Source organism: Neorhizobium huautlense (assembly GCF_002968575.1).
Taxonomy (GTDB): domain Bacteria; phylum Pseudomonadota; class Alphaproteobacteria; order Rhizobiales; family Rhizobiaceae; genus Neorhizobium; species Neorhizobium huautlense.
Genome location: NZ_PVBM01000004.1, coordinates 105,429 through 131,691, shown reverse-complemented (window position 1 = coordinate 131,691; position 26,263 = coordinate 105,429). Strand labels below are relative to the sequence as shown.

The window sequence follows — 26,263 nt, the reverse complement described above, 5'->3', positions numbered from 1 at the left end:
AAGGCGGCCGAAGCCGCCCAGATGTGCCTGACGGAGGACGCTCAAGCCTTGGCCCGCTTCTTCTGGCGATAAACGTCAGCAACGACTGCGGCGACAATGATCATGCCCTTGACGATTTCCTGGTAATAGGCGTCGACCCGCAGGAAGGTGAAGCCCGACGTCATCACGCCGAGGATTACGGTTCCGATCACCGTCCCGGTGATACGGCCTGCACCTCCTGAAAGAGAGGTGCCGCCGATAACGGCTGCGGCGATGGCATCGAGTTCGTACATGACGCCCATGCCGGCCTGGGCGGTCTGAGCCCGGGCTGCGGTGACTACCCCGGCAAGGCCTGCCAGCATGCCCGCGATTGCATAGACCTTGATGAGATGGGCTTCGACATTGATGCCCGAGACGCGCGCAGCCTGTGTATTGGCGCCGATCGCGTAGGTGAACTTCCCATAGCGGGTATAGCGCAGTGCCACGTGGAAGATGAGGGCGACGGCCAGGAATACGACCACCGGCCAGATGCCCGTGCCGATGAAGGTGAAGCTGTCGCTGAGACCTGAGACGGGTTGCCCCTTGGTGTACCACTTTGACAGACCGCGGGCCGTTACCATCATTCCGAGGGTAGCGATGAACGGCGGGATCTTCGTCTTGGCGATGAGTTGTCCATTGATGTATCCGGCAAGCATGCCAGCTAAGATCCCGACCCCGATCGGGACGAAAAATGGCATGTCGGTCAGGCTTGGATAGAGGGCTCGGGGCCAGGTGGAGGCTTGGGCAAAACTTGCCGACAGCATGGCTGTCAGGCCGACCACCGATCCGGATGAAAGGTCGATCCCGCCGGTGATGATGACCTGCGTGACGCCGACAGAGATGATGCCGATCACGGAGACCTGCAAGATCATGATCGTCAGGCGCTGCTGGTTGAACAGGAAACTCTGGCCGATCAGAAGCCAGCCGAGTATTTCGTAAATGAGTGCAATGCCGATCAGCACCAGAAAGATATTGGCCTCCGGTGGCATGCGTCGGTTCCGGCGGCGTGCCGGCGTTGCCTTGAGACTGCCTTTGGCCGCAGCGTCAGTCGTCATTTTATCCTCCCTCAGGTCTTGGGCACGTCAACGCGACGCAAGATCCATGACCTTGACTTGTGTTGCTTCTGCTCGATCGAGGAAGCCCGTGACCCGGCCTTCATGCATGACCATTATGCGGTCGCTCATCCCCAGAACCTCCGGCATTTCCGACGAGATCATGATGACCGCGACGCCTTTTCGGGCCATTTCGCAAACGAGCCGGTGAATTTCGGCCTTGGCTCCGACATCGATTCCGCGCGTGGGTTCATCCAGAATAAGGATCCGCGGATCGGTCAGCATCCAGCGCCCGATCAGCACCTTTTGCTGGTTGCCGCCGGACAGGTTCTCGACGCGCTCGGCAAGGCTTGGCGTCTTGATCCTCAACTTGCGGCACATGTCCTCGCAGACGCCGCTCAGTTCCGCCTCCTGAACAAAGCCTTTGCTCACGAACTTGTCCTGGAGGACGGCAATCTGCATGTTTTCAAGCACGTCGAGGATCAACAGACAGCCTGTGTCCTTGCGGTCCTCGGTCAGGAAAGCCATTCGGTGGCGGATGGCCGTGGTGGGACTATCGATGACAACCGCCTGGCCATCAATTTCGATTGTGCCGGAGGTCGCGGACGTCACGCCGAACAGTGTCTCTGCCACGTTTGACCGACCCGAGCCGACCAGGCCTGCGACCCCGAGAATTTCACCGGCGCGCACGTCGAATGAAACGTCGTGGAACACGCCCTTCAGGTTGAGGTTCTTTACCGACAAGACGGTATCGCCGATCGGCACATCCTCCTTGGGAAACATTTGAGTAATTTCGCGGCCGACCATCATCCGGATGATGTCGTCGCGGGTGACCTCGGTCGAAGCATGCGTGCCGATATATCTGCCGTCACGGAATACCGAGAACTCGTCTGCGATCTCGAAGAGCTCGTTCATCTTGTGGGTGATGTAAACGATCCCGATCCCCTGGGTGCGCAGATCGCGGATGATCTGGAAGAGATGGTCCACTTCGCGCTCGGTAAGGGCCGAGGTCGGTTCGTCCATGATAAGGACATCCGATTCGTAGGAGACGGCTTTGGCGATTTCCACCATTTGCCGATTGGCGACGGAAAGATCGCCGACCCTGGCCTCAGGGTCTATCTGGATGTTCAGCCGGCCGAAGAGTTCTTCGGTGCGCCGGTACATTTCGCCATGATCGATAAGCCCGAAGCGGTTGAGCGGTTCACGGCGGATCCAGATGTTTTCGGCCACCGTCATATAGGCCATCAGATTCAATTCCTGATGGATCATGGCGATGCCGTTTTCCAAGGCGTCGAGAGGCGATCGCAGCCGTATTTCGGCGCCTCTCAGCCTTACGGTGCCCTTGTCGGGCTGATAGATGCCGGCCAGAACCTTCATCAACGTGGACTTGCCCGCACCGTTCTCGCCCATCAGTGCGTGCACAGTGCCGCGCTTTAGCCGGAACGACACGTCATCAAGGGCGACGACGCCAGGAAATTCCTTGCGCACATCCTCTGCCGTCAGCAGGAATTCCGCATTGGGAATCGCGCCGCTCTTGCGCACGGCAGCCATGGTCGAGGGGCTTACGACCATCCTCATCTCCTGTGAAGCGAGAAAATGGGGATGCGGCAGACTTCCGCCGCATCCAGAAAACGCCGCTTAGTTCTTGGCGACGAAGTCCTTCACGTTAGCAGGCGTAACCAGCTGGAAGGGGATGTAGACCTTCTTGTCGACCTTCTCGCCCTTGACGAGCTTCAAGGCGGCATCGAGGGCGCCTTTGCCCTGTCCGGCGGCATCTTGGAAGACTGTGACATCAAGGTCGCCGGCCTGCATGGCGGCAAGCGCATCCTGCGTGGCGTCCACTCCAGCGACGACCACTTTCTTCATGTCCTTGCCTGCGGCTTTCAAAGCCTGGATGGCGCCGATCGCCATTTCGTCGTTGTTGGAAATGACTGCATCGAATTCCAGGCCGCTGGAAAGCCAGTTGGTCATCAAGTCCGCCCCCTGGGTGCGCTGCCAATTGGCGGTTTGCTCCTCGACGATCTTGATGCCCTTGCATTCGTCGGTCGCGACAACGTCATGGACGTCCTTCGTCCGCATGCGGGCTGCCTGGTTGGACAGTTCTCCCATCATGATCACGGCAGTGCCCTTTCCGCCCAGGAGCCTGCAGACCTCCTTGGTTTCCAGCGTGCCGGACTCCACTTCGTTGGAGGCAACGAAAGCCTGCTTTTCCGGCAGGCTGTCGACGTTCACAGGCTCTCGATTGACGTAGATGAGCGGTATCTTGGCTTCCGCCGCCAGTTTCGACATCGCGGTCGTTGCGTCGGTATCGACCGGGTTGACGATAATCGCGTCAACGCCGGCGGCGATGAAATTCTGGATCTGACTCTGCTGCTTGGCGACATCGTTCTGGGCGTCTTCCACCTGCAGCGTCACGCCTTTCAGCGTCTTTGCATAATCCTGCATCCCGTTGCGCAGCACCGTCAGGAAATTGTCGTCGAACAGCGCCATCGATACGCCGACCGTCTCGGCATGTGCAGCGGTACTTAACAGCAAAGACAGCGTCGCACCGAAAATGAGCTTCTTCATGTGGTCTCCTCCTCTATTGGTTTCCGGCGTCACCCGATCTTACCGGAACTGGCCTCCCGACCGAGTAATCTCATCCCCGCTCCCGACGTGGATGCGCCGCGGAATGATTCAGCCACGGCTCGGATGTTACGGATAATTTATTCCATTTTTTGAACGAGCCGTCAACGGCGCTCATCGCAGAAATTCTCAATAGCAGCGAAAATCGCTTAATTTCTGGAGAAAATGCGGATGAGGAGCAAGGTCAGTGGCAGAATTTTTGTTCTAAAGAGGCCGCCGACCATGCTCCACGGTATCGGCGGTATTTGGTGAGAACACTGCTTGATAAGGACAGCCGCCGCAGGGATTTCCCGCGTCTTGAAGTCCGGTCGTTGCGGCAATCGGGTCACTCCCTTGCTCAAATTCCGAGTGGGGCTTAAAGCAGATATTCGAGTGCTTTCGGGAATGATGCAGATGACGACCAGCAGTTACTTTTCAGCCGTAGGCGGCTTGCCGCCGCAGACGCAAACTCTGTCCAGCAAGGCCGTTTTCACCACCGCCTATGCGGTGATCCCCAAGACGGTCATGAGCGATATTGTCACAAGCCTGCTGCCGCACTGGAACGGCACCCGGGCCTGGATCCTGTCGCGTCCCTTGAGCGGTTTTGCCGAGACCTTTGCACAATATATCGTGGAAGTGCAGCCGGGGGGCGGCAGCGAGCGGCCGGAGCCGGATCAGCGCGCGCAGGCTGGTATCTTCGTCGTGGCGGGCGAGATGACGATCGAGCTCGATGGTGCATCACATAACTTGAGATCGGGGTCTTTCGCCTATCTGCCGGCCGGTAGACACTGGACCTTGAAGAACAACAGCGCGGCTTCGGTCCGTTTCCATTGGATTCGCAAGGCATTCAAAGTGGTGGAGGGGCTCGAGCCGCCGCCGCCGGTTTTTACCCACGAAGCCGAATGCGTCTTGGATCCGATGCCGGATACGGATGGCAAATGGGCGACAACCCGTTTCATCGATCCATCCGATATCCGCTATGACATGCATATCAATATCGTCACGTTCGAGCCGGGCGCCATCATTCCTTTCATGGAAACCCATATCATGGAGCATGGGCTCTATGTGTTGGAAGGCAAGGCGGTCTACCGACTGAATCAGGACTGGGTCGAGGTGGAAGCGGGTGACTACATGTGGCTTCGCTCCTTCTGCCCGCAGGCATGTTACGCCGGGGGGCCGGGTCGCTTCCGCTATCTGCTCTACAAGGATGTGAACCGGCATCCCGAGCTTTGAAGGGTCTGGGTCGTCTTTCGCCAATTGAGCGATTTTTGATGCAGCCGTTCGGCTGCTTTGTATTCCCGCCCTCCCCGTAGTCCTTTCGAGACAATTCGAACCCCACGCCTCGCTGCGTTGCCCGCTGGGTAGCGCCTGTGAGAATGGGGAGGCTCGCCTTCAAATCAGAAAGGGGACGACGCGTGGCATCGATTCCTACGTTGCCATTGACACCGCCCGCGTCTTCGTTATTCTGTTATAAAAGTCGATATAACATAATAGTGGAACATACAAACGGGAGACTGTGATGAAACTGAAACTTGCATTCCTTCTGGCGACGGCCCTCGTCGCCGTACCCAGCTTGTCCTTGGCGCAGCAAAAAGGTGGTGTCATCAATGTGGCGACGATCGGCGAGCCGCCGACGCTTGATCCGATGGCCTCGACGGCCGACCTTGTTGGGATCGTGACGCAACACATCTTCGAGACCCTCTATACCTTCGACAAGGGCTGGAAAGTTACGCCGCTTCTGGCCGAAAGCCTTCCGGAGATCAGCGCCGACGGCAAGACCTACACGATCAAGCTGCGCACCGGCATCAAGTTCCACGATGGAAGCGACATGACCTCGGAAGATGTGATCGCTTCACTCGGCCGTTGGACCAAGACTGCCTCGCGCGGCAAGCAGGCCGCCGGCTTCATAGAAACCCTGGCAGCGACCGGCCCGGATGCCGTCACCATCAAGCTGAAGCAACCTTATGCGCCGCTTGTTTCGCTGCTTGCCTTCAACAACTCTGCGGCGATTATCATCTCGGCCGAGAAGCAGGGGGAGCCGATGACGGAGTTTGTCGGCACCGGTCCTTATATGCTGAAGGAGCGCAAGGCAGATCAGTATATCCAGCTTACCCGTTTCGACGGCTACAAGCCTCGCTCTGGCGCGAGCGATGGTTATGGCGGCGCCCGCCACCAATATCTCGACGAGATCCGTTTTGTGCCGGTGCCCGATCCGAACACGCGCGTCGAGGCTGCCGTCTCGGGCCAATACGATTATGTCGATTCCATTCCTGTGGAATCCTTCGACAAGATCAAATCCTCTTCCGCGTCTGCGCCTGTTTTGCTCAAGCCGTTCGGCTATCCGGTGTTTGTCTTCAACACCAAGGAAGGCCTGGCCTCGAAGCTGGAACTGCGCAAGGCGGTCACTCAAGCTCTCAGCATGGAGGACATGCTGGCGGCGGCCTTTGGCAGCAAGGATTTTTATGCCCTGGATGGTGCCTTTTATCCCGCCAACTATGGGTGGCATAGCGAAACGGGAGTCGAGGGCAACTATAATGTTGCCAATCCGGAAGCCGCCGCGAAGGCTCTGAAGGCTGCGGGCTATAACGGCGAGCCGCTTCGCATCCTGACGAGCCGCCAGTATGAATTCCACTACAAGATGGCGCAGGTTGCCGCCGAATATCTGAAGCTGGCCGGCTTCAAGGTCGATATGCAGGTCGTGGACTGGGCGACATTGACCCAGAGGCGCACCGACCCCAAGCTATGGGACATCTATATTACCCACAGCCCTTTCCTGCCGGAACCGGCCCTGATCGGCGCGCTTTCGACCAGTTCGCCCGGCTGGTGGGACACGCCCGCCCGCAAGGCTGCAGTCGATGCTTTCACCTCCGAGGCAGACGAAGCAAAACGCGTGAAGCTTTGGGCAAATGTCCAGAAGACGATCTACGATGAACTCCCGCTTATCAAAATCGGCGACTTCAATGCGGTAGCGGCGAAGTCGAAGAAGCTTGAAGGCGTCGAACCGGCTCCCTGGCCGTATTTCTGGAACGCGTCCATCACGAAGTAGGCACGAGGAGGGTGGATGCCAGGCTGAGGCCGGCGTCCACCACTCGTCTTGTCCTGCTGCGGACACGGGAACCTTTACCATGATACGTTACATCCTACAGCGCCTGGCCGGCATGATCGTCGTGATGTTCCTGGTCGTAACGATCGTCTTCGTGATCGTGCGTGTTACGCCGGGCGACCCTGCAGCCGTGATGCTCGGCCCGGACGCGACCCCGCAGGACATCGCGGAATTGAGGACAAGGCTCGGCCTCGATCAGTCCATCGTCGTTCAATATGTCTTTTATGTCGGGCAACTTCTGAAAGGTGATCTCGGCCAGTCCATATTCCTCAACATGCCGGTTGGCGCCGCGCTCATGGATCGCGCCGAACCGACTTTCTTCCTGACGATCTTCTCGCTGGCGATCGCGAGCGTCATCGCTCTGCCCGTCGGCATCTATGCCGCCTATCGGCGCGGCTCTTTCGTGGATCAGGCGGCCACTACCGTGGCGATGCTGGCCGCCAGCATTCCGAGCTTCTGGCTGGGGCTCATCCTCATGCAGTTCTTTGCCGTCAGGCTGAATATCTTTCCGGTCTCCGGATATGGCGGTCCGGGCGCGGGTTTCCTGGAGAGGATGTACCATCTGACGTTACCGGCCCTGGCGCTGGGCGTGGTTTCCTCGGCGCTGATCCTGCGGTTCACCCGCGCTTCCATGCTCGACGTCTTCAGTGACGACTATGTCCGTACTGCCCGTGCCAAAGGCCTGTCGGAGCGGCGTGTGGTGCTGAAGCACGCGCTGAAAAACGCGCTCATTCCGATCCTGACCGTCATCGGATTGACGGCGGCCGTGCTGATTTCCGGCGCGGTAGTGACGGAAACCGTGTTCGGGCTGCCGGGTGTCGGCAACCTTGTCGTATCCGCCGTGCTTCGCCGCGACTACCCCGTCATCCAGGGGGCATTGCTCGTCATCGCCGGCCTTTATGTCCTCATCAATTTTACAATCGATATGCTCTATCTTCTGATCGATCCGAGGGTGCGCTACTGATGGCCGATGTCGCAACCACCAATTCGGCGCCGGCCCTCGGCGAAAAGTCACGGTTTCTTCGCCGCTTGCTGAAGCGCAGGACGGTCGCCATCGGCCTTGTTGTGCTGACGGTCTTCGTTCTGCTTGCGGTTCTTGCGCCCTGGGTTGCGCCCTTTTCGCCCTCCAAGCTTTCGATCGTCAACCGCCTGAAGCCGCCGGGCGAGCTCTACTGGTTCGGCACCGACGAGTTCGGTCGCGATATCTTTTCGCGCACCATTCATGCGGGGCGGCTATCGCTCTTGGTTGGATTTGCCGTCGTCGTGCTTTCCGCGGCGATCGGGGTGACGCTCGGTCTGCTTGCCGGTTTCTTCCAGAAACTCGACACGCCGATCGCGCGGCTGATCGACGCGATGATGGCCTTTCCGGACATCTTGCTGGCGATTGCACTCGTGGCAGCCCTTGGCCCATCGCTGGTGACGGTCATTCTCGCGCTTGCCATCGTCTACGCCCCGCGTCTCGCCCGCGTCGTCCGCGCCTCGACATTGGTCATACGCGAACTGCCCTATGTGGAAGCAGCCAAGGCGCTCGGGATTTCGACCTTCCACATCATGACACGGCATGTGCTGCGCAATCTGGTGTCGCCGATCCTGGTTCAGGGAACCTTCCTGTTCGCCAGCGCCATGCTTGCCGAGGCGGGCCTTTCCTTCCTCGGCCTCGGCGTCAGTCCCGAAATCCCCACCTGGGGAACGATGATTTCCGCCGGTCGCCAATATATCGGCCAAGCCGACTGGATGACCTATTTCCCGGGCCTCGCCATCATCCTGTGCGTGCTGTCGCTGCAGATGGTGGGCGATGGCCTCAGAGACATGCTCGATCCCAGACTTCGAAAGGACCTTTAAATGACCGGTGAAAAAGCGGAAAAACCGCTCCTCCTCACCAATGTAAAGCCGATGGCCTTCGGCGATGCGATGCCTGCCGACGCGACGGATATTCTTGTCGGCAAGGATGGCAAGATTTCCGCGATCGGCCCCTCGCTCGCCGCACCTGCGGATGCGATCCGCATAGATGGCAAATGCGCCTGGATTTCGCCGGGCTGGGTGGATCTGCACGTGCATATCTGGCACGGCGGCACCGACATTTCGATCCGGCCGTCCGAATGTGGCGCGGAGCGCGGCGTGACGACGCTGGTCGATGCGGGATCGGCCGGCGAAGCCAATTTCCATGGTTTTCGCGAATATATCATCGAGCCGTCGAGGGAGCGCATCAAAGCCTTCCTGAACCTCGGTTCGATCGGTCTCGTGGCCTGCAACCGCGTGCCGGAACTGCGCGACATCAAGGACATCGACCTCGACCGCATTCTTGAATGTTATGCGGAAAACAGCGAGCATATCGTCGGCATCAAGGTACGCGCCAGCCATGTCATTACCGGCTCCTGGGGTGTCACGCCGGTCAAGCTTGGCAAGAAGATCGCGAAGATCCTCAAGGTTCCGATGATGGTGCATGTCGGTGAACCGCCGGCGCTGTATGACGAAGTGCTGGAAATCCTGGGCCCGGGCGACGTCGTCACCCACTGCTTCAACGGCAAGGCCGGTTCGAGCATTATGGAGGACGAGGATCTTTTCAATCTCGCCGAACGCTGCGCTTCCGAAGGGATCCGGCTGGACATCGGCCATGGCGGCGCGTCCTTCTCCTTCAAGGTCGCGGAAGCGGCGATCCAGCGCGGATTGCTGCCCTTTTCGATTTCGACGGACCTGCATGGTCATTCGATGAATTTCCCGGTCTGGGATCTGGCGACCACCATGTCGAAGCTCCTGTCGGTCGGCATGCCTTTCGACAAGGTTGTCGAAGCCGTGACCCATGCGCCGGCGTCGGTCATCAGGCTTTCGATGGACAACCGGCTCTCGGTCGGCGAGCGGGCCGATTTCACTATTTTTGATCTCGTGGATGCCGATCTGGAAGCGACCGATTCCAACGGCGATGTCTCGCGTCTCCAGAAGCTGTTTGAGCCGCGCTACGCCGTCATCGGTGCGGAAGCCATCGCCGCCAGCCGTTACATCCCGCGGGCTCGCAAGCTCGTTCGCCACAGCCACGGCTACTCGTGGCGGTGAGCGATCAATACAAAATTGCATGACAGGAGTTCGCGTGAACACGTCCCCAGCAAAGGCCGCCTCCGCGGCGCAATCGCCGTATGAGCGCCTGGCTCAACTCGGCATCCAGCTTCCGCCGTCGCCGCCGCCGATCGCCAATTTCGTGACGCATGTGCAGGAAGGCAATCTGCTCTATCTATCCGGCCAGGGACCTCGCGAAGCGAATGGCCATCTCTATTCCGGCAAGGTCGGTGCCGACGTGGATGTGGAGCTCGCCTATCAGCATGCCCGGTTGGTCGGCATCAACCTGCTTGCCGTCATGCATGAGGCGCTCGGCGATCTGTCGCGGGTGAAACGTGTGGTGAAATTGCTCGGCATGGTCAACGCCGTGCCGAATTTCGAAGATCACCCGAGCGTCATCAACGGCTGCTCAGACCTGCTCATCACCGTCTTCGGCGAAGCCGGTCAGCATGCCCGTTCCGCCGTCGGTTTTGGTTCGCTTCCTAATAACATCACCGTCGAGATCGAAGCGATCGTCGCATTGCGCGATTAGGAGCAGCGGTCAATGGTTTCGCCAGCCCATCAGTTTCTCGATCCGCTCAGCCGAGGCACGAACCTGCTCCGTGTAATGGTTCTCGTCGGAAAAGACCTTCTGCTCAGGCAGCACGATCGAAATGGTTGCGATGCACTGACCATCCCTGTCGCAGATCGGCGAGGCAATGCAGGCCACGGCATAATCGGATTCAGCGACCTGGATCGAAAGGCGCTCCCTGAATGCCTTGCCGGCCGAGTCGGCGAGCGTAAGGGCATCCACTTCGGCACGGCCGGTAGGCGAGGTGCGCGCGCATCGCTTGAAAAGCTCGATCCGTTCCGCCTCGGGCAAATGCCCGACGAGGAGGCGGCCGGAAGCGGTCCAGTTCAAGGGAACGCGCGTGCCGACGCGGGAGGCCACCTGGAAATGACTGGGGCCGTCGGCCATGGCAAGCACCAGCATATAGTCGCCGTCGCGGCCGCAGACCTGCACGGTTTCTCCCGCCTGGCGGCAGAGATCGTGCATTTCGTGTGTGGCGACGCTCATGAAATCAAGCGAGCGGGCGTAAGCCAGTCCGTAATGGTAAAGCCGAGCCCCGAGCCAGATCGTGCCATCGAGATTGCGTGCCAGCATGTTCTTTTCAACAAGATCGTCAATGATCACGTAGACGGTGGAAAGCGGCGCCTTGATCGCCTTGGCGATCGCGTAAGCCCCCGCCGGCGCCCCCGTTTCGTAGAGGTGGTCGATGACCTGCAGCGCCCGATCTATGCCGCTGACGCGCGAACGACGGCTGCCCTTGACGTCATTGGCTTCTTCGGTGGCGACCGCGTCTTCGGGGATAGCTGCGGATGAAGTCTTTGCGTCCAATTCACAGTCCTCTTCTCGATTTGAGAGGCTATTACATTACTATGGCATAACTGTCGATGACAAATCGCAGCCTGCCGCTACTTTGGAGAGACAGAATGTCCGATGATATCCGCGCCCAGATCGGTCTGCGTCCGGTGATCAATGTGTCCGGCACGATGACAAGCCTCGGTGCGTCGATCGTGGTGCCGCAGGCGATCGACGCGATGGCGGCGATCCTGCCGCAATTCGTGGAGATCAACGACCTGCAGCGGAAGGCAAGCGCGGTGATATCCCGATTGACGGGCGGGGAGGCGGGGTTCGTCACGGCTTCCTGCTCGTCGGGCATCAGCCTTGCGGTGGCAGGGTGCATCACAGGCAGCAATCTGCTCGCCATTGAGAGGCTTCCGGATGTCACGCCGGAAAAGAACGAAATCATCGTCCAGATGGGGCATGTGGTGAGCTATGGCGCGCCCGTGGACCAAGCGATCCGGCTGGCCGGCGGCCAGGTGGTGCTGGTCGGACAGGCGACCTCAACGCACCGTTTTCATATGGAAAACGCCATCAACGAAAAGACGGCCGCCGCTGTTTATGTCGTTTCCCACCACGTCGTCGACTACGGTTTGCTGCATTTGACCGAATTCGTCGAAATTGCCCATGCCAAAGGTGTGCCGGTCATTGTCGATGCGGCTTCCGAGTATGATCTCAAGCTGTTCCTCGCCCAAGGTGCCGATGTGGTTCTCTATTCGGGCCATAAATTCCTGGGAGGCCCGACCTCCGGCATCGTGGCCGGCGCGAAGGAGCATGTCCGCCATGCGTTCTTGCAGAATATGGGCATCGGCCGCGGCATGAAGGTCGGCAAGGAAAGCATCTACGGCGTGATGGCCGCGCTGGAGGCTTGGGAGACGCGAGATCATGCCGGAATCCGAGAGCGGGAGACCAGCTATCTCAACCTTTGGAAGGAAACTCTGAGTGGGCGTCCGGGGGTAATGGCTTTGATCGAACCGGATCCCACCAACAACCCGCTCGACCGCATGCGGGTGATTATTTCTCCGCCGGAGGCGCATATAACCGCTTGGGACCTCGCGGCTGCCCTCCGCAACGGCAGCCCGCCGATCATCGTGCGCGATCATGAGGTGGAGCATCATTATTTCTACCTCGACCCCTGCAATCTGCATCCCGGTCAGGAGGTCATCGTCGCGAGCCGTCTGAAGGAGGAGCTCGACAAGGCCAGAGCCTCCAACGAGGTCATAGCGACACCGATCGAGAACCTGAGCCGCCATCGTTTCGACGGGTTGCTCAACTGGCCCGACTAATCGCGCCGACGGAAGGAAAGAGGGAAACGACGATGAACGCTGCGGAAGCTATAATCATGGAAGCCGTCGAACCGGTTCTGTCCGTCGAGAATCTGACCACATCGTTTCTGGTCGACGGCGAATGGAAGTCGGTCGTACGCGATGTCTCGTTTTCCGTCGCGCCTGGTGAAACCGTAGCGATCGTCGGTGAGTCAGGCTCGGGAAAAAGCGTAACGTCGCTTTCGATCATGCGGCTTCTGCAGGCGGACACCAGCCGCATCGAGGGCAGGATCATGTTCGGTGGGCGTGACCTCCTTACGCTGCCTGAAAAGGACATGCGCAGGGTCCGCGGCAACGACATTTCGATGATCTTTCAGGAACCGATGACGAGCCTTAATCCGCTCTTTACGGTCGGAGACCAAATTTCCGAGGCGCTGTTGTGCCATAAGGCCTTGTCGGCGGCGGAGGCGAAGGCGGAGACAATTCGGCTCCTGGAAAAAGTCCGCATTCCCTCGGCGGCCTCCCGTTTCGACGAATATCCGCACCGGCTTTCCGGAGGCATGCGCCAGCGGGTCATGATCGCTATGGCCTTGGCGTCGAAGCCGAGATTGCTTATCGCCGACGAACCGACCACAGCGCTCGATGTAACGATCCAGGGCCAGATCCTCGACCTCATCAAGATACTTCAGGAAGAGGAGGGCACCTCCGTCCTGTTCATCACGCACGACATGGGCGTGGTGGCCGAGATCGCCGACCGTACCGTCGTCATGTATCGCGGCGAGCAGGTGGAAACGGGCAAGACGACCGATATCTTTCATCGTGGCCGGCACCCTTACACGCGTGCGCTTCTTTCCGCCGTGCCGGTGCTTGGGTCGATGCGCGACTTCGATCGGCCGCTGCGCTTTCCGGTCGTAAATATGGGAACGGGTGAATCGAATGTTCCGGCCGAGGTGCCCGATACGGTTGCGAAGGATAAGCCGATCCTCCAGGTAAAGAACCTCACCAAGCGCTTCGACATTCATTCCGGCCTGTTTGGCCGCCTGAGCGGTAGAGTCCATGCCGTTGAAAACGTGTCTTTTGACCTCTTTGCAGGTGAGACCCTGTCACTGGTGGGCGAATCCGGCTGCGGCAAGTCCACCACCGGCCGCGCCATCATGCGGCTGATCGAACCGGATTCGGGCTCGGTGATGGTCGAAGACCGCGATGTGCTCTCGCTCGACAAGCGCCAAATGCGCGAGATGCGCAAGTCCGTGCAGATGATCTTCCAAGACCCTTTCGCTTCCCTCAATCCGCGCATGACCGTCGGCCAGGCGATCGCGGAACCCTATCTCGAACACAAAATGGGCTCGGCACGGGATGCGAAACAGGTCGTCTCCGAGATGCTGCGCAAGGTCGGCCTGACACCCGACATGGCGAGCCGCTATCCCCATGAGTTCTCGGGTGGGCAGCGACAGCGCGTCTGTATCGCGCGGGCTCTGGCGCTGGAGCCGAAGGTTATCATCGCCGATGAGAGTGTCTCTGCCCTCGACGTCTCGATCAAGGCGCAGGTTATCAATTTGATGTTGGATCTCCAGGAGAGCCTTAATCTGGCCTTCCTGTTCATCTCCCACGACATGGCAGTGGTGGAGCGCGTCAGTCATCGGGTGGCGGTCATGTATCTCGGAGAAATCGTTGAGATCGGACCGCGCGAAACTGTGTTCGGCAACCCACAGCACGACTATACCAGGAAGCTGATAGCGGCCGTCCCCGTTCCGGACCCGGATCGCCGCAGTGAAAGACGGATGCCGGCGAGCGAGGAGCTGAAGAGCCCGATCAGGTCGCCTGACTTTGTCGCAGCGCCGCGCGCTTACCGGGAGGTCTCCCCAGGACATTTCGTAGCGGCTGCATGAGGCGCTCGTTCAAGCTCAAAACTCATGCTGCTAGGCGCCGTGTGAATGCGCGGCACTGATTGTCGACAGGAACTGCCTTGTTCTTTCCCGCTGTGGCGCGTTGAAAAGAGCCTGCGCATTGCCGGCTTCGACAATACGTCCCGCTTCCAGGAAGACGACGTCGCGGGCGATCCTGGAGGCGAGCCGGAGATCATGGGTGGCCATCACCATCGTCGTTCCCTCGCGGGCAAGTTTGGCCAGCACTTCGACGACTTCCGCGGCAAGCTCCGGGTCGAGCGCCGACGTCGGTTCGTCGCAGAGCAGGACACGGGGCGAGGGCGCCAGGGCACGTGCGATCGCGACGCGTTGCTGCTGCCCGCCGGAAAGTGTCGCGGGCCAAGCCTCGGCCTTGTGCGCCATTCCCACTTTCTCGAGGAGTTCCATGGCACGCGCCTGCGCCTTCTGGCGGGGCCATCTAAGAACTGTCGTCAATCCTTCCATGACGTTCTCGATTGCGGTGCGATGGGGGAACAGCTGGAAATTCTGGAAAACCATGCCGGTCTGGCCGCGGATCATCCGGATGTCGTACCAGCCGATTTTTTTATCCGGTGAAAATGAGAGTTCGGCCTCGCCCAGGCGGATCGTGCCGGCACTCGGGATCTCAAGCAGGTTGATGCAGCGCAGTAGCGTGCTCTTGCCGCCACCGGATGGCCCGACCAATGCGGTGACGCTGCCTTCGGGAATATTGATGCTGATATCACTGAGGATAACAGCAGCGCCGAAGCGTTTTTCGAGGTTCGAAAGCTTGATCATGCATTCGCCTCCAACATGCCGCCGTAACGAGCGAAACGCCGCTCGAGCCTTACCTGGAGGGCCGAGAGGAACGAACTCAATACAAGATAGATCATTGCGGCTTCGATGTAGAGGATGAGGGGCTCATAGGTGGTCGCGACGATCCTTTGTGCCGCCTGGAAGAGTTCCGGAACGGTGATGGCGGCGGCAAGGGACGTGTCTTTCACCAGCGAAATGAAAGTATTGGACAGCGGCGGGACGGCAACGCGCGCTGCCTGGGGAAGAATGGTGCGGGTCATCGCCTGGCGCCAGCTCATACCGATCGAATAGGCAGCTTCCCATTGACCTTTCGGGACTGAGGAGATCACCGCGCGAATAATCTCGGAACTGTATGCGCCGATATTGAGCGTGAAGCCGATCAAGGCTGCCGGGAAGGCATCGAGCAGAATACCAATGCTGGGCAATCCATAGAAGATGACGAAGAGCTGCACCAGGAGCGGTGTGCCGCGAATGACCCAGACATAGAAACGCGCAACCATCGCAAGCGGCGGCGGGGCAAACAGGCGTGCGATAGCAGTCATCAATCCGAGGACAAGACCGAGCAGGAAGGATAACAGGGTCAAGGGAATGGTGAACTTGACACCGGCCCAAAGCAGGGTCGGCAGCGAATCTGCCATCAATTGGAGCCAGTGTGGCACGGTGATCCTCGTAAAATGAGACGTCCGGCAATGCGCCGGACGTCGGGTCTTCAGTCCAAATCGGGCGTGAGCGAATTATTTGGAGACGTCTTGCCCAAAATATTTCTGGGCGATCTTCTGGTAGGTCCCATCAGCCTTGATATCGGCCAGCGCCTTGTTGATGGCCTCCAGCAATTCCGGTTCACCCTTGCGGATGATAATCCCTGAATATTCCGCGTTGTTCTGCTCGGCGGCGATTTTGACGGGCGCATCCGGCTTTTGTTTCTTGAAGTCGAGGAAGGACAGGCTGTCGTTGATCGTCGCATCGGCGCGGCGGGTCAGCACGAGCTGGATCGACTGGTCAAATCCTTCAGTTCCAACAAGCTCGGCACCCGATTGTTCTGCCAGTTTGCCGAAATTGCTGGTCAATGACTGGGCGGCTTTCTTGTCCTTGAGATCGGCAAAGCCTTTGATCTCGTCATTGTCCTGGCGAACGATCAGAACTGCTTTCGACGCGATATAGGGATCGGAAAAGTCGTATTTCTGCTTGCGCGCATCGGTGATCCCGACCTGGTTGATCACCGTATCGTACCGCTTGGCGTCAAGGCCGGCGATCAGGCCATCCCATTTGCCTTCGATGAATTCGGCTTTGACGCCGAGCTTGGCCGCCACCGCCTCGCCGATTTCAACGTCGAAGCCGACGAGCTTGCCGGTCGCATCGTGGAAGGTGAAAGGTGCATAGGTGCCTTCGGTGCCGATCTTCAAGGCGCCGGCCGACTTGACCGCGGCCAGATTTTCCCCGGCAGTTGCGGGGTGAAAGAGGGTAATCTGTAACAGCGCTGCAGCCGCAATAGCTTTTAACCAGCTCATATCAATAATCCTTTTCGAGCGGGAGGAATGGCACATCAATTACAGAAAACGGCCGCGTTTGAGGCCAAATAAAACTGCTAAGAAATCGGGCAAATGCGAATATTTTTCTCATTCGCTCAAAGATGCCCGTCTAGCCGACATGTGCGCTGGCGGTGCTTAAAGCCGCTCGATTTTAAAGGCCCGCACGACGATTTCCTTCTGGGCGAAGTCCTTCTCCAGCCGCTTGCGATATTGATCCCACCAGTCCTGCTCAAGTTCGGCAGCCATGATTTCCGCCGTCACGATCAGGTCCTTTTCGACGTCACCGGATTCCTGCCAGAGACCTTCGGCCGGAGCGCTTCGGTAAAATGTCATTCCCCCAAACTTGGCAGTCAACTGCTGTTTGACCGTGTCGAACTGGTGCAGCCTCATGCGATCGGCCGGAGCTGTCAACGGCAGGAGGATCTGCACGAGGTACATTTCAGGCTCTGGCCGCCGCCACAGGTTTGGAAATCAGCCCGCACCTTGTCGCCTGCTCGACCTCGCGAGATTTGAAGCTTGGCGCCGTCATCTCGTGAGGCCCCAGAAATAGCCAAGCAGCGCCGCAATGCCCACCGAGGCAAAGGGACGCTCGCGGATCCGTCTTTCCGCATCTTCTTTCAGAGATGACACACCCGCTTTTGCGAGACGTCCTGATGCGCTGCCGACCTCAAGAAGCGATTCCCGCATCCGGGATATCTCGGAGCGCAAGGCGTGAAGCTCTTCCAGCGTCCAGGTATCCGGATTGTTGCCGTCGCGTCTATCGATGGCGTCGAGCGCCTCGTCGACCCGTGGAGCCTCCGTCAGCAACAGATCATTTCTGCGTACGACCGACGCCTTGCTGCTTTGCCTTATGCCCTCTGCCGAAGAAGTCGAGGGGCCTCCTGTGGCGGCAGTACTGGTGACCGTCGACATGGGGTCGGAACCCGGAAAGGTATCCTCAAGCGCCTTGTCCAGTTCACCCTTGCTCTCGTTTGAGAGTTGCCGAGCTTGTTCCTTCTTCATAGATTCAACGGCTGGCGAAATTTTCGAATTATCTGGCATGGTGCGCTCCTTGGTTGCCAGATAAATTCGCCTCGTCGTCCCTTGTTCCGCCTTTCATTGCCGAGGATCGGAAATCTTTCTCCCGCCTGCTTCAGCGGCAGAGCGAAAGCAGGGGCGAATAACGGTGACAAGGGTAAAGGGCGGACCGTTACGCGTTTCCAGAGCAGACGCTGAACATCGTTGGCCGAACGCCGTATCCAGAGCCGAGTGACATGCGAGGGAGACCTGGCTTGTTTGCCGGGCCTCCCCTTGTCGATCAGGCTGCGACGGGTTCTGCCGGTGCCTTTGCACCTGTCATGAAAGCGACCGCATCCGACATCGTGTATTCTTTCGGATTGATCACGGTCAGCCGTTTGCCGAGGCGATGGATATGGATGCGGTCGGCGACTTCGAAGACATGCGGCATATTGTGGGAAATCAGCACGATCGGCAGGCCGCGCGACCGTACGTCGAGGATGAGTTCGAGGACCTTACGACTTTCCTTCACCCCAAGTGCAGCGGTTGGCTCGTCCATGATGACGACCTTGGAGCCAAAGGCTGCGGCCCGCGCGACGGCGACACCTTGCCGTTGACCGCCTGACAGCGTTTCCACCGCTTGATTGATGTTTTGGATCGTCATCAATCCCAGTTCGGAAAGCTTGTCGCGCGCCCGCTTTTCCATCGCCGGACGATCGAGCATGCGAAACCAGCTACCGAGAACGCCGGGTTTGCGGATTTCGCGGCCGAGGAACATGTTGTCGGCGATCGAAAGGGCCGGGGAGAGCGCGAGGTTCTGGTAGACCGTTTCGATGCCGGCTTCGCGCGCTTCCATCGGCGACTTGAACTGGACCTGCTGGCCTTCCAGCCTGATTTCCCCTTCATCGGGGGTGACCGCGCCGGATATGGCCTTGATCAACGATGACTTTCCGGCGCCGTTGTCGCCGATCACGGCAAGAATTTCGCCCGGGTAGAGATCGAAATCAGCATAGTCGAGTGCGGTGACCCGTCCGTAACGCTTGACGAGGCCGCGAGCCGAAAGAATGGGTTCGATTGCCATGTTACACCGACACCTTTCTGATCCACTGGTCGACCGCAACGGCCGCGATGATGAGAACACCGGTCAAAAGAACCTTCCACTGCGGATCGGCTCCGAGCATGTTCAATCCCATCGAGACCACGCCGACGATCATGGCACCGAACAGCGTGCCGAGGATCGAGCCACGCCCGCCGAAGAGGGAGATACCGCCGATCACAGTCGCGGTGATCGCCTGAAGGTTATAGTCGGTGACCGCAGCCGACGGCGAGATGGATCCATTGCGGCCGATCGATACCCAGGCCGCAAAGGCCGCGATCACGCCGGAGATCGTATAGACCGCGAGCAGGACACGCTTGGTCTGAATACCGGAAAGCTTTGCCGCTTCGGGGTCGTCGCCAACTGCATAGACATGCCTGCCCCAGGCCGTGTGATTGAGAATATACCAGAGCGCCAGAACAAGCAGGACCATGGCAATGACGCCCAGCGTCAGTACGGCGGTACCAAGTCTGAAACTGACAGCGAATAGATGCAGCAGAGGTGCCTGGGCGTCGACATCGGCATCGCGAATGGTTTCATTTGCCGAATAGATGAAGTTCGTCGCCATGACGATACTCCAGGTGCCGAGCGTCACGATAAACGGCGGCAGCTTCATAAAGGCGACGAGGAAGCCGTTCAGCAGGCCGCAAAGCCCTCCGGTCCCCATGCCGATCGCAATCGCGATGGGAGTGGGAAGTCCGTAGGTGATTGCGCAATTGCCCATAATAACGGCGGAAAAAACCATGATGACGCCGATCGAGAGATCGATGCCGGCCGTCAGAATGACGAGCGTCTGCGCAGCCCCGAGAATGCCGACGATGGCAATCTGCTGGAGAATGAGCGTCAGCGTATAGGACGAGAAGAACCGCCCGCCGATCGTCAAGCCGAAGATGATGATTGCCAGCACCAGGACGATCAGCGGTACTGCCGCAGGCGTCGAATGCAGAAAGTGCTGTGCTCGTTTGAGAAACGATATGTCGCTGTGCTCGAAAGAGGCGACGTTCTTGTCGCTCTCGTCAAGAACTCGTTCGAATTCCTGTGCTTCAGTCATGTTTCCTCCTCGGCCTACGCGCCGGGCGCGCAGAAGCTCTACCCTTCACCCCGCTCTTCCGTCGGTCGGGTAACGGCCATCGTCGGTTCAAAGCGGCCGAGGATCAAGTCCCCGGCCGGGTTGCCTATAGTATGCGGGTTAGCCCCAGCACTTGGCCGTGCCTTCCTTGGTGTCGATCGACTTGACACCGGACACAGGCTTGTCGGTCACCAGCGATACGCCGGTATCGAAGAAGGACTTGCCTTCGGTCGGCTTCGGCTTTTCCTTGGTGTCGGCGAACTTCTTGATCGCTTCGATGCCGAGGGACGCCATCAGCAGCGGATACTGCTGCGAGGTGGCACCGATAACGCCTTCCTTGACCGACTTGACGCCGGGGCAACCGCCGTCGACCGAGACGATCAGGACGTTCTTTTCCATGCCGACCGCCTTAAGGGCCTGGTAGGCACCCACGGCTGCCGGTTCATTGATCGTGTGGATGACGTTGATGCTCGGATCCTTCTGGAGAAGGTTTTCCATGGCCTTGCGGCCGCCTTCTTCGTTGCCGTTGGTCACATCATGACCGACGATTCGCGGATCGTTTTCGTCGCCGATCTTGTTCGGGTCCTTGGGATCGATACCGAAGCCCATCATGAAGCCCTGGTCGCGCAAAACGTCGACGGTCGGCTGCGACGGCGTCAGGTCGAGAAAGCCCACCTTGGCCTCCTTGGCCTTGTCGCCGAGCGTTTCCTTGGCCCACTGGCCAATCAGCTTGCCGGCGAGCAGATTGTCGGTTGCGAAGGTTGCGTCTGCGGCATCAGCTGGATCGAGCGGCGTGTCGAGCGCGATCACGAGGAGGCCTGCGTCACGCGCTTTCTTCACCGAGGAAACGATACCCTTGGTATCGGAAGCGGTGATCAGGATGCCCTTGGCGCCATCGGCGATGCAGCTTTCGATAGCGGCCACCTGGCTTTCGCTGTCGCCATCGATCTTGCCTGCATAGGATTTCAGGGTAACGCCGAGTTCCTTGGCCTTAGCGGTGGCGCCTTCCTTCATCTTGACGAAGAAGGGATTGGTGTCGGTCTTGGTGATCAGGCAGGCGGAAACATCAGCCGCATGAGCAGGTGCAGAAAAGGCTACGCCGAGGGCAAGTGCGCCGAATGCGGCGGAAAGTACGGATTTCTTCATGGTCTCCTCCCAGAGTTAACGCTGTCCGTCACGCGGACCGATGAGCGGCGCAGGCGCCAAGTTTGACAGGGTGTCTCCTCCAGCCCGTCCTGCACTCTTACATCGACAATTAAGAACAAATAAAAAGGACCTGTCAATAATTAATTCCGATTGAATTATTTATCCACCGTGCGATAGTCCGCAGCGGAGGAGATTCACGGCCCGGGAATTCCGGGGGTGCGACAACCAGAAATTTTGATCAATGTCCGCGCGGATATTTCGAAATCTGAGGTAATTCGCGGTGGCCGATGATCTGGGAGGAAAGCCGATGACGGTTTCAGATGGCGCGGGTCAGGTCCAAGCGCTGCCGGGCAACCTTACCGGCGGCGCCAACCAGGTGCGTGTCAGAGCCTATAATGAAAGGCTGGTTCTTTCATTGGTGCGTCTAAACGGCTCGATGTCCAAGGCCGACATCACCAGGCGGAGCGGGTTGTCGGCGCAGACCGTTTCCGTGATCATGCGGTCTTTGGAAAAGGACGGGCTGCTTTTGCGCGGAGAGCCGGTACGCGGCCGGGTAGGGCAGCCCTCGGTGCCGATGCGGCTCAACCCTGATGCCGTCTATTCCTTCGGAGTGAAGATCGGCCGCCGCAGCGCCGACCTCGTGCTCATGGACTTCATGGGCAAAATAAGACGGCAGTATCATGAGACCTACGCCTATCCGCAGCCGGCGAAAATCCTGGACATCATCATTTCGGGAATCGAGCGTATCGAATCCCAGATGGACGAGGCAGAGCGTGGCCGTATCGCCGGAATCGGCGTTGCCGCGCCATTCGAGCTATGGAACTGGGCAGACGAGGTAGGCGCTCCGGAGGGGGCGATGGACGTCTGGCGCAGTTTCGATCTGCAGGGCGAAATTGCCAGCCGTGTACGGCATGCCGTTTACCTGCAAAACGACGCGACAAGCGCTTGTGGTGCAGAACTCGTCTTCGGCGTCGGCCCGGCCTATCCGGATTTCGTGTACTTTTTTATCGGGTCGTTTATCGGCGGCGGTATCGTTCTCAATTCTGCGATTTTTTCCGGCCGTACCGGAACGGCGGGCGCGGTCGGTCCCTTGCCCGTTCGCGGCAAGGCGGGGGAAACCCGCCAGCTGCTTGATATCGCCTCTATTTTCGTACTGGAAAACCTCTTGCAGGAACGGGGCATCGATCCGCAGCCGCTCTGGTATTCTGCGGACGGCTGGGTCGATTTCGGAGAACCGCTGGATCTTTGGATTCAGCAGACGGCCGATGCGCTGGCGCAGGCGATCGTAGCCGCCGCCTCGATCATCGACTTTGGCGCAGCGGTAATCGATGGCGGTTTCCCCGGCTGGGTCCGCAAACGGATTGTCAGCGCCACTATAGATGCGGTTGGCAGACTGGACCTGCAGGGCGTGATCATTCCGGATATCGTCGAAGGCAAAGTCGGCTCGCAGGCAAGGGCGATCGGCGGAGCCAGCCTGCCGATCTTTGCCAAATATCTCACCGACCAGAGCGTTTTGTTCAAGGAAGTGAGCGGCGCGCCGTCACTGTAAATCCGCTTGCGAGATCACGGAAGCCCATATGTTCTGTGGGATAGCGCGCGTTCGATACCACGCAGTTCGGCAAGCCCTTTCAGCCGGCCGATGGCAGGATAGCCCGGCTGGGCGCCGCGCTTGAGGTCATCGAGAATTTCCTGTCCGTGGTCCGGGCGCATCGGTATCTGGTGATCGGAGCGGCCTTGGGCCTTGCGGCGCTTCTCTTCGGCGAGCAGTTCGGCGATGACCGCGACCATGTCCGTATCACCCTCAAGATGTTCGTCTTCGAAAAACGAGCAGGGGGTGCCTTCCTCTTCGCGATGAACGTTGCGCAGGTGGACGAAGTGAATGCGCGGAGCGAGACGCCTCACCATCGCGGGTAAGTCATTGGAGGCTCGCGCGCCAAGCGAACCCGTGCAGAAAGTCACCCCATTTGCCGGGCTATCGACAGCCGCCAGCATGCGAAGGTAGTCCTCTTCACTGGAGAGAATGCGTGGCAAGCCGAGCAATGCCCACGGTGGGTCGTCCGGATGCGCACAGATATTGATGCCGACACGCTCGGCCACCGGCGTGACTTCCGACAGGAAGTCGACGAGATGTTGCTGCAGTTTTTCGCGTGTGATGCCGGAATAGGTCTGCAAAAGCTCGAGCAGTTGCGGCAGCGTATAGCCGTCTGCCGAGCCAGGAAGCCCTGCGCCGATGTTCTTCGAGAGTGCCGTGCGCCGCTCGTCGGGCATTTGCGCAAATCGGACTGCTGCCTTTTCCCGAATGGCCTCCTCGTAGTCTTCGCTAGCGCCGGGGCGCTTCAGGAGATGAAGGTCGAAGGCGACAAAATCGATGAGGTCGAAGCGCATGGCCTTGGCGCCGTGGCGTGCCGTCCAGCGCAAATCCGTGCGGGTCCAGTCGAGCACCGGCATGAAGTTATAGCAGACAGTGCGGATCCCCGAGGCCGACAGACGCCTGAGCGTCTCCTGCCAGTTTGCGATATGACTGCGCCAGTCGCCGGTCTGGGTCTTGATGCTTTCGGAGATAGGGACGCTCTCGACCACATCCCAGACCAGGCCTCCGGCTCTGATTTCATCATGACGCTTGCCAATCTCCTCCATCGGCCAGACTTCGCCGGTCGGAATGTGATGAAGTGCACTGACAATCCCCTGTGCCCCGGCCTGGGCGGCGTCCTCTACGCCTACCTTGTCGATCGGACCGAACCACCGCCATGTATGTCTCATCGGAATGTCCTCGAAGGGCCTTTTCAGGCCAGAAATGTAAGTTGCACCTTGCAGGCTGTGGAACGGTCCCCGGCCTGTTCGAAGGCGGCGAGCGCTTGGGTAATCGGGAAAGTGTGGGAGATGATCGGCCGCACGTCGATCCTGCGGCTGGAAATGAGATCGACGGCAATCGAAAATTCCCTATCGAACCGTTGGGAGCCGATCCAACGCAGTTCCTTGCCGACAAGCGCATTGAGAGGAACAACTGTATCACCGGTAACGCCCACCTGAACGATCAGGCCACGAGGCTTGACCGTGGCGATTGCACTGCGAATCGCCGGCGCCGCAGCCGAGCATTCGAAGGCCAGGTCGAACTGTCCCTTGTCCTTTTCGTATGCTGTGAGTTCTGCCCCGTTTTTCACAATGTTAATGGTGCGGCTGGCGCCCATGGCGGACGCTCGCTCCAGGGCTGCATCCATGAGATCGGTGACGACGACCTCTGTTGCGCCGCCATGGCGCGCCGCTGCAACGACCAGTGCTCCGATTGGCCCGGCGCCAGTCACGAGCACTCTCTTCCCGGATAAGTCTCCCGCCTGCGTGACCGCGTGGAGGCAGACCGCAAGGGGTTCGGCGCAGGCAGCCTCGCCAGCGCTGACGATCTTGCCCGCGGGATGGCATTGGATCGCCGGCACGACCAGATAGTCCCGGAACATGCCCTGCGCATGGGGAAGGCGCATGGCACTCCCCATGAACTGCATCTCGAGGCAGTGGATCGGCAGCCCCTCCTTGCAGAAGCGACAATGCCCGCAGGGTCGACTTGGATTGACCGATACCAGGGCACCGACTTCAACGCCGGAAACACCCCGCCCCAGGGTCTCCACATATCCCGCCGCCTCGTGCCCGGGAATGATCGGTTCTCGCACCCGGACAGGGCCGAAGCCGCCATCCTGGTAGTAGTGGAGGTCGGAGCCGCAGATGCCGCCTGCCGCCATCCTCAACAAGACTTCGCCTTCGCGAGGAGCTGGAACCGGCCCCTCTTCGATGCGTAGATCGCGCTCGCCATACAGCCGTGCGAAACGTGTTCGCATGTCAGTTCCTCAATTGCCGCGGATAAGGCCGAATTCCGTCGGCAGCCAGAGCGTGATCGCCGGAACGAAGGTGATCAGGATGAGTGCGATGAACAACGGCACGAGCCAAGGCAGGATCGCCATCGTCGTACGCTCCACGGACAATTTTGCAACGCGCGACAATACGAAAAGCACCATGCCGAGCGGTGGATGGAGGAGTCCGATCATCAGGTTGAGCGTCATGATCAGACCGAAATGCACCGGATCGATGTCGAACTGGAGTACCAGAGGAAGCAGGATCGGCACCAGAATGGTGATTGCCGCGATCGTATCGAGGAAACACCCCACGAAAAGCATCAGGAGGTTGACGAGGATCAGGAAAACCCACTTGTTGTCGGTGATCGTCAGGATCGCGCCGGAGAGCATTTGAGCCGCTTGGCTGACCGTCAGGAGCCAGGCGAAAATCGACGCGGCCGTTACGATGAACAGAACCGAGGCGGTCGTCTCGATAGTATCAAATGTGGCGCGAGCCAAAGTGGACAGCGTCATGGTTCGATAACGCACGAGGCCGAGGAACAGTGACCACAGAACCGCTGCAACCGCCGCTTCCGTTGGGGTAAACCAGCCCATGGTCATGCCGCCGATCAGGATAACCGGCGTCATCAGCGCCAGAACGGCCGAAAAGTCGAAATACCAGTCAAGGGCAAGCAGAACGACTAGCGCGATGCCGACCGCCAGATTCATCGAGAGGCCTGCAGACATCAGCAGGTAGATCAGCAGTGGGACAGCGAAGACAATTACGACTTCCAGGGATGCCGATCCGAGCTGGCGAAGATTGAAAGGCGTGTCGGAACCCCAGCTTTTGATATAAGCGAAGATGGCGACTGTGATCATCATCAGCAGTGTCATGACGACGCCCGGCACGATGCCTGCCATGAACAAGGCGCCGATCGAGACATTCGCCATCATTCCATAGATGACGAAGGGCAGCGACGGCGGGAAGATCGGTCCGAGCGTTGCCGAAGCGGCTGTTACGCCGACCGCCGCCTCCACCGGATAGCCGTGATCCTTCATCGCCTTGATTTCGATGGTACCGATGCCGGCCGCATCGGCGAGTGCCGTGCCGGACATGCCAGAGAAGATGACCGAACCGATGATATTCACCTGCGCCAGGCCGCCTCGCATCCAGCCGACGAGAGCAACGGCAAAGGAGTAGATGCGTCCGGTGACGCCGGCGGAATTCATCAGGTTCCCGGCGAGGATGAAAAAGGGGACAGCGAGCAGGGGGAAACTCTCCACGCCGGCAATCATTCGCTGCGCAGCGATGATGTCGGGGGCAACGCCGTAGAGAACAAGGTAGAGGACCGAGGCTACCGCCATGGAGATGGCGACGGGCACGCCCACGAGCATCAAAACGAGGAAGGAACCAACGAGCAGCAACATGA

At 59.2% G+C, this 26,263-nt stretch carries 24 protein-coding genes; 9 read left to right on the top strand and 15 right to left on the bottom strand.

Features of this window, described 5'->3' with window-relative positions; translation table 11 throughout:
- Nucleotides 1–41: 41 nt before the first annotated feature.
- The 3 genes from C5L12_RS06300 to C5L12_RS06290 all read right to left on the bottom strand — a co-directional run bounded on the left by C5L12_RS06300 (nt 42) and on the right by C5L12_RS06290 (nt 3,638).
- Nucleotides 42–1,073, bottom strand: a complete 1,032-nt coding sequence (locus C5L12_RS06300) for an ABC transporter permease (protein ID WP_105371169.1) — start codon at nt 1,071–1,073, stop codon at nt 42–44.
- Between the two features lie 27 nt (nt 1,074–1,100).
- Nucleotides 1,101–2,642, bottom strand: coding sequence for a sugar ABC transporter ATP-binding protein (locus tag C5L12_RS06295; RefSeq protein WP_105371168.1), 1,542 nt, complete (start codon nt 2,640–2,642; stop codon nt 1,101–1,103).
- 66 nt (nt 2,643–2,708) lie between these two features.
- The gene (locus tag C5L12_RS06290) at nt 2,709–3,638 is read right to left on the bottom strand and encodes a sugar ABC transporter substrate-binding protein (protein WP_105371167.1); all 930 of its coding nucleotides are present in this window, start codon (nt 3,636–3,638) and stop codon (nt 2,709–2,711) included.
- 450 nt (nt 3,639–4,088) lie between these two features.
- On the opposite strand from C5L12_RS06290, the gene C5L12_RS06285 reads away from it, so the two are divergent.
- The 6 genes from C5L12_RS06285 to C5L12_RS06260 all read left to right on the top strand — a co-directional run bounded on the left by C5L12_RS06285 (nt 4,089) and on the right by C5L12_RS06260 (nt 10,360).
- The gene (locus C5L12_RS06285) at nt 4,089–4,907 is read left to right on the top strand and encodes a bifunctional allantoicase/(S)-ureidoglycine aminohydrolase (protein WP_105371318.1); all 819 of its coding nucleotides are present in this window, start codon (nt 4,089–4,091) and stop codon (nt 4,905–4,907) included.
- Between the two features lie 286 nt (nt 4,908–5,193).
- Nucleotides 5,194–6,720 (top strand): ABC transporter substrate-binding protein, encoded by a 1,527-nt coding sequence (locus C5L12_RS06280; RefSeq protein ID WP_105371166.1) that lies wholly within the window; start codon nt 5,194–5,196, stop codon nt 6,718–6,720.
- Nucleotides 6,721–6,799: 79 nt separating this feature from the next.
- Entirely contained in the window at nt 6,800–7,741 is a 942-nt protein-coding gene (locus C5L12_RS06275) for an ABC transporter permease (RefSeq protein WP_170109059.1), read from the top strand.
- Nucleotides 7,741–8,619 carry an ABC transporter permease gene (locus C5L12_RS06270; protein ID WP_105371165.1) on the top strand — a complete coding sequence of 293 codons (879 nt, stop codon included), beginning with the start codon at nt 7,741–7,743 and terminating at the stop codon, nt 8,617–8,619. Before C5L12_RS06275 ends, C5L12_RS06270 begins: the two co-directional genes overlap by 1 nt.
- A complete protein-coding gene (locus tag C5L12_RS06265) occupies nt 8,620–9,828 on the top strand; it encodes an amidohydrolase/deacetylase family metallohydrolase (RefSeq protein ID WP_105371164.1) in 1,209 nt (402 codons plus the stop codon). It begins immediately after the preceding gene.
- A gap of 19 nt (nt 9,829–9,847) precedes the next feature.
- Nucleotides 9,848–10,360, top strand: a complete 513-nt coding sequence (locus C5L12_RS06260; protein ID WP_105371163.1) for a RidA family protein — start codon at nt 9,848–9,850, stop codon at nt 10,358–10,360.
- A 9-nt stretch (nt 10,361–10,369) separates the two neighbouring features.
- On the opposite strand, the gene C5L12_RS06255 is transcribed toward C5L12_RS06260, so the two are convergent.
- Nucleotides 10,370–11,206, bottom strand: coding sequence for an IclR family transcriptional regulator (locus C5L12_RS06255; RefSeq protein ID WP_105371162.1), 837 nt, complete (start codon nt 11,204–11,206; stop codon nt 10,370–10,372).
- Between the two features lie 95 nt (nt 11,207–11,301).
- Here C5L12_RS06255 and C5L12_RS06250 point away from each other — a divergent pair, with 95 nt between their 5' ends.
- Both C5L12_RS06250 and C5L12_RS06245 read left to right on the top strand, forming a co-directional pair.
- Entirely contained in the window at nt 11,302–12,498 is a 1,197-nt protein-coding gene (locus C5L12_RS06250; protein ID WP_105371161.1) for an aminotransferase class V-fold PLP-dependent enzyme, read from the top strand.
- Nucleotides 12,499–12,530: 32 nt separating this feature from the next.
- Entirely contained in the window at nt 12,531–14,366 is a 1,836-nt protein-coding gene (locus tag C5L12_RS06245) for an ABC transporter ATP-binding protein (RefSeq protein ID WP_105371160.1), read from the top strand.
- Between the two features lie 30 nt (nt 14,367–14,396).
- Here the strand turns inward: C5L12_RS06245 and C5L12_RS06240 are convergent, their stop codons facing one another.
- From C5L12_RS06240 to C5L12_RS06205, 8 genes are all read right to left on the bottom strand, one after another.
- Nucleotides 14,397–15,158 carry an amino acid ABC transporter ATP-binding protein gene (locus C5L12_RS06240; RefSeq protein WP_105371159.1) on the bottom strand — a complete coding sequence of 254 codons (762 nt, stop codon included), beginning with the start codon at nt 15,156–15,158 and terminating at the stop codon, nt 14,397–14,399.
- A complete protein-coding gene (locus tag C5L12_RS06235) occupies nt 15,155–15,835 on the bottom strand; it encodes an amino acid ABC transporter permease (protein WP_105371158.1) in 681 nt (226 codons plus the stop codon). Before C5L12_RS06235 ends, C5L12_RS06240 begins: the two co-directional genes overlap by 4 nt.
- Nucleotides 15,836–15,910: 75 nt before the next feature.
- Complete coding sequence (locus C5L12_RS06230) at nt 15,911–16,684, bottom strand: amino acid ABC transporter substrate-binding protein (protein ID WP_105371157.1); 774 nt, start codon at nt 16,682–16,684, stop codon at nt 15,911–15,913.
- 156 nt (nt 16,685–16,840) lie between these two features.
- Nucleotides 16,841–17,143, bottom strand: a complete 303-nt coding sequence (locus tag C5L12_RS06225) for a hypothetical protein (RefSeq protein WP_105371156.1) — start codon at nt 17,141–17,143, stop codon at nt 16,841–16,843.
- Between the two features lie 87 nt (nt 17,144–17,230).
- Nucleotides 17,231–17,746, bottom strand: coding sequence for a hypothetical protein (locus C5L12_RS06220; RefSeq protein ID WP_157948997.1), 516 nt, complete (start codon nt 17,744–17,746; stop codon nt 17,231–17,233).
- A 256-nt stretch (nt 17,747–18,002) separates the two neighbouring features.
- On the bottom strand, nt 18,003–18,782 hold the full coding sequence (locus C5L12_RS06215; RefSeq protein WP_105371154.1) for an ATP-binding cassette domain-containing protein: 780 nt from the start codon (nt 18,780–18,782) through the stop codon (nt 18,003–18,005).
- Nucleotide 18,783: 1 nt separating this feature from the next.
- Entirely contained in the window at nt 18,784–19,848 is a 1,065-nt protein-coding gene (locus C5L12_RS06210; RefSeq protein ID WP_105371153.1) for an ABC transporter permease, read from the bottom strand.
- A gap of 138 nt (nt 19,849–19,986) precedes the next feature.
- A complete protein-coding gene (locus C5L12_RS06205; RefSeq protein ID WP_105371152.1) occupies nt 19,987–21,012 on the bottom strand; it encodes a sugar ABC transporter substrate-binding protein in 1,026 nt (341 codons plus the stop codon).
- A 307-nt stretch (nt 21,013–21,319) separates the two neighbouring features.
- Here C5L12_RS06205 and C5L12_RS06200 point away from each other — a divergent pair, with 307 nt between their 5' ends.
- Entirely contained in the window at nt 21,320–22,561 is a 1,242-nt protein-coding gene (locus tag C5L12_RS06200; RefSeq protein ID WP_105371151.1) for an ROK family transcriptional regulator, read from the top strand.
- 14 nt (nt 22,562–22,575) lie between these two features.
- Here C5L12_RS06200 and uxuA read toward each other — a convergent pair whose 3' ends face one another.
- Genes uxuA through C5L12_RS06185 form a run of 3 tightly spaced genes read right to left on the bottom strand, consistent with a single transcriptional unit; the run spans nt 22,576 to nt 26,261 of the window.
- The gene (uxuA, locus tag C5L12_RS06195; protein WP_105371150.1) at nt 22,576–23,772 is read right to left on the bottom strand and encodes a mannonate dehydratase; all 1,197 of its coding nucleotides are present in this window, start codon (nt 23,770–23,772) and stop codon (nt 22,576–22,578) included.
- 23 nt (nt 23,773–23,795) lie between these two features.
- Nucleotides 23,796–24,839 carry an L-idonate 5-dehydrogenase gene (locus C5L12_RS06190; protein ID WP_105371149.1) on the bottom strand — a complete coding sequence of 348 codons (1,044 nt, stop codon included), beginning with the start codon at nt 24,837–24,839 and terminating at the stop codon, nt 23,796–23,798.
- Between the two features lie 9 nt (nt 24,840–24,848).
- On the bottom strand, nt 24,849–26,261 hold the full coding sequence (locus tag C5L12_RS06185; RefSeq protein WP_105371148.1) for a TRAP transporter large permease: 1,413 nt from the start codon (nt 26,259–26,261) through the stop codon (nt 24,849–24,851).
- Between the last annotated feature and the right edge of the window lie 2 nt (nt 26,262–26,263).

Coding starts and splice junctions, on each gene's coding strand:
- C5L12_RS06285 (WP_105371318.1), top strand. CDS start 4,089: ATGACGACCAGCAGTTACTTTTCAGCCGTAGGCGGCTTGCCGCCGCAG.
- C5L12_RS06250 (WP_105371161.1), top strand. CDS start 11,302: ATGTCCGATGATATCCGCGCCCAGATCGGTCTGCGTCCGGTGATCAAT.
- C5L12_RS06245 (WP_105371160.1), top strand. CDS start 12,531: ATGAACGCTGCGGAAGCTATAATCATGGAAGCCGTCGAACCGGTTCTG.
- C5L12_RS06185 (WP_105371148.1), bottom strand. CDS start 26,261: ATGTTGCTGCTCGTTGGTTCCTTCCTCGTTTTGATGCTCGTGGGCGTG.
- C5L12_RS06260 (WP_105371163.1), top strand. CDS start 9,848: ATGACAGGAGTTCGCGTGAACACGTCCCCAGCAAAGGCCGCCTCCGCG.
- C5L12_RS06190 (WP_105371149.1), bottom strand. CDS start 24,839: ATGCGAACACGTTTCGCACGGCTGTATGGCGAGCGCGATCTACGCATC.
- C5L12_RS06300 (WP_105371169.1), bottom strand. CDS start 1,073: ATGACGACTGACGCTGCGGCCAAAGGCAGTCTCAAGGCAACGCCGGCA.
- uxuA (WP_105371150.1), bottom strand. CDS start 23,772: ATGAGACATACATGGCGGTGGTTCGGTCCGATCGACAAGGTAGGCGTA.
- C5L12_RS06275 (WP_170109059.1), top strand. CDS start 6,800: ATGATACGTTACATCCTACAGCGCCTGGCCGGCATGATCGTCGTGATG.
- C5L12_RS06210 (WP_105371153.1), bottom strand. CDS start 19,848: ATGACTGAAGCACAGGAATTCGAACGAGTTCTTGACGAGAGCGACAAG.
- C5L12_RS06230 (WP_105371157.1), bottom strand. CDS start 16,684: ATGAGCTGGTTAAAAGCTATTGCGGCTGCAGCGCTGTTACAGATTACC.
- C5L12_RS06225 (WP_105371156.1), bottom strand. CDS start 17,143: ATGTACCTCGTGCAGATCCTCCTGCCGTTGACAGCTCCGGCCGATCGC.
- C5L12_RS06280 (WP_105371166.1), top strand. CDS start 5,194: ATGAAACTGAAACTTGCATTCCTTCTGGCGACGGCCCTCGTCGCCGTA.
- C5L12_RS06215 (WP_105371154.1), bottom strand. CDS start 18,782: ATGGCAATCGAACCCATTCTTTCGGCTCGCGGCCTCGTCAAGCGTTAC.
- C5L12_RS06290 (WP_105371167.1), bottom strand. CDS start 3,638: ATGAAGAAGCTCATTTTCGGTGCGACGCTGTCTTTGCTGTTAAGTACC.
- C5L12_RS06295 (WP_105371168.1), bottom strand. CDS start 2,642: ATGGTCGTAAGCCCCTCGACCATGGCTGCCGTGCGCAAGAGCGGCGCG.
- C5L12_RS06200 (WP_105371151.1), top strand. CDS start 21,320: ATGACGGTTTCAGATGGCGCGGGTCAGGTCCAAGCGCTGCCGGGCAAC.
- C5L12_RS06205 (WP_105371152.1), bottom strand. CDS start 21,012: ATGAAGAAATCCGTACTTTCCGCCGCATTCGGCGCACTTGCCCTCGGC.
- C5L12_RS06240 (WP_105371159.1), bottom strand. CDS start 15,158: ATGATCAAGCTTTCGAACCTCGAAAAACGCTTCGGCGCTGCTGTTATC.
- C5L12_RS06220 (WP_157948997.1), bottom strand. CDS start 17,746: ATGCCAGATAATTCGAAAATTTCGCCAGCCGTTGAATCTATGAAGAAG.
- C5L12_RS06270 (WP_105371165.1), top strand. CDS start 7,741: ATGGCCGATGTCGCAACCACCAATTCGGCGCCGGCCCTCGGCGAAAAG.
- C5L12_RS06265 (WP_105371164.1), top strand. CDS start 8,620: ATGACCGGTGAAAAAGCGGAAAAACCGCTCCTCCTCACCAATGTAAAG.